1 protein-coding gene and 1 pseudogene are annotated in these 1707 nt (G+C 66.6%); both read left to right on the forward strand.

The features are described from left to right. Positions 1 to 580: pseudogene (locus HTV45_RS33225) on the forward strand (alpha-1,4-glucan--maltose-1-phosphate maltosyltransferase); the annotation flags it as partial. Next, positions 577 to 1707, forward strand: a 1131-nt coding sequence (locus tag HTV45_RS33230) for an alpha-amylase family glycosyl hydrolase (RefSeq protein WP_251693405.1), incomplete at its 3' end; no start/stop codon positions are given. The pseudogene HTV45_RS33225 and the gene HTV45_RS33230, both read left to right, overlap by 4 nt.

Raw genomic sequence — 1707 nt, forward strand, 5'->3', positions numbered from 1 at the left:
CCGCGCCGTCCTCGCCGCCACCCTCTCCCCCACCTGGGGCATCTACAGCGGCTACGAACTCTGCGAGAACACCCCCCTGCGCGAAGGCAGCGAGGAATACCTCCACAGCGAGAAGTACCAGCTCCGCGCCCGCGACTGGGAAACCGCCGAGAAGGAAGGGCGGACCATCGCCCCCCTCATCACCAGGCTCAACACCCTCCGCCGGGAGAATCCCGCCCTGCGTCAGCTGCGCGATCTCCACTTCCACCAGGCGGACCAGGAGTCGGTCATCGCGTACTCGAAGCGGCAGGGTTCGAACACCGTTCTGGTGGTCGCCAACCTCGACCCCCACCACACCCAGGAGGCGACGGTCTCGTTGGACATGCCGCAACTCGGCCTGGAGTGGCACGAGTCGGTGCCGGTGCGCGACGAGCTCACCGGCGAGGTCTATGCATGGGGCAGGGCCAACTATGTGCGTCTCGGCCCCGGCGGGGCACATGTGCTCGTCGTCGGCCAGGGGGCGGGGGACGGTCCCTCCGGTGAGCACAGCAGGGCTCTGCGACCGCCCACCCCGCAGATCGGAGGGTCAGCCACCACATGATCGTCAACGAACCCGTCCCGGACACCTTCGAGGACACTCCCGCCAAGGACCGGGACCCGGACTGGTTCAAGCGAGCCGTCTTCTACGAGGTCCTGGTCCGCTCCTTCCAGGACAGCAACGGCGACGGCATCGGCGACCTGAAGGGTCTGACCGCCAAACTCGACTATCTGCAGTGGCTGGGCGTCGACTGCCTGTGGCTGCCGCCGTTCTTCAAGTCACCGCTGCGTGACGGCGGTTACGACGTGGCCGACTACACCGCCGTGCTGCCCGACTTCGGCGACCTCGCCGACTTCGTCGAGTTCGNGGGTCTGACCGCCAAACTCGACTATCTGCAGTGGCTGGGCGTCGACTGCCTGTGGCTGCCGCCGTTCTTCAAGTCACCGCTGCGTGACGGCGGTTACGACGTGGCCGACTACACCGCCGTGCTGCCCGACTTCGGCGACCTCGCCGACTTCGTCGAGTTCGTCGACTCCGCGCACCAGCGCGGCATGCGCGTGATCATCGACTTCGTCATGAACCACACCAGCGACCAGCACCCGTGGTTCCAGGAGTCCAGGAAGGACCCCGAGGGACCGTACGGCGACTACTACGTGTGGGCCGACGACGACAAGCAGTTCCAGGACGCCCGCATCATCTTCGTCGACACCGAGGCGTCGAACTGGACGTACGACCCGGTACGCAAGCAGTACTACTGGCACCGCTTCTTCTCGCACCAGCCGGACCTCAACTACGAGAACCCGGCCGTCCAGGAGGAGATGATCTCCGCCCTGAAGTTCTGGCTGGACCTCGGGATCGACGGGTTCCGCCTGGACGCGGTGCCGTACCTGTACCAGCGGGAGGGGACGAACTGCGAGAACCTCCCGGAGACCCACGCGTTCCTGAAGCGGGTGCGCAAGGAGATCGACACCCAGTACCCGGACACGGTCGTACTGGCGGAGGCCAACCAGTGGCCGGAGGACGTCGTCGACTACTTCGGCGACTACTCCGCCGGCGGCGACGAGTGCCACATGGCGTTCCACTTCCCCGTCATGCCCCGCATCTTCATGGCCGTACGCCGCGAGTCCCGCTACCCCGTCTCGGAGATCCTCGCCAAGACCCCGGCCATCCCCTCCGGCTGCCAGTGGGGC

The organism is Streptomyces sp. CHD11, from assembly GCF_018638295.1.
In the GTDB taxonomy this organism is placed as follows: Bacteria; Actinomycetota; Actinomycetes; order Streptomycetales; family Streptomycetaceae; genus Streptomyces.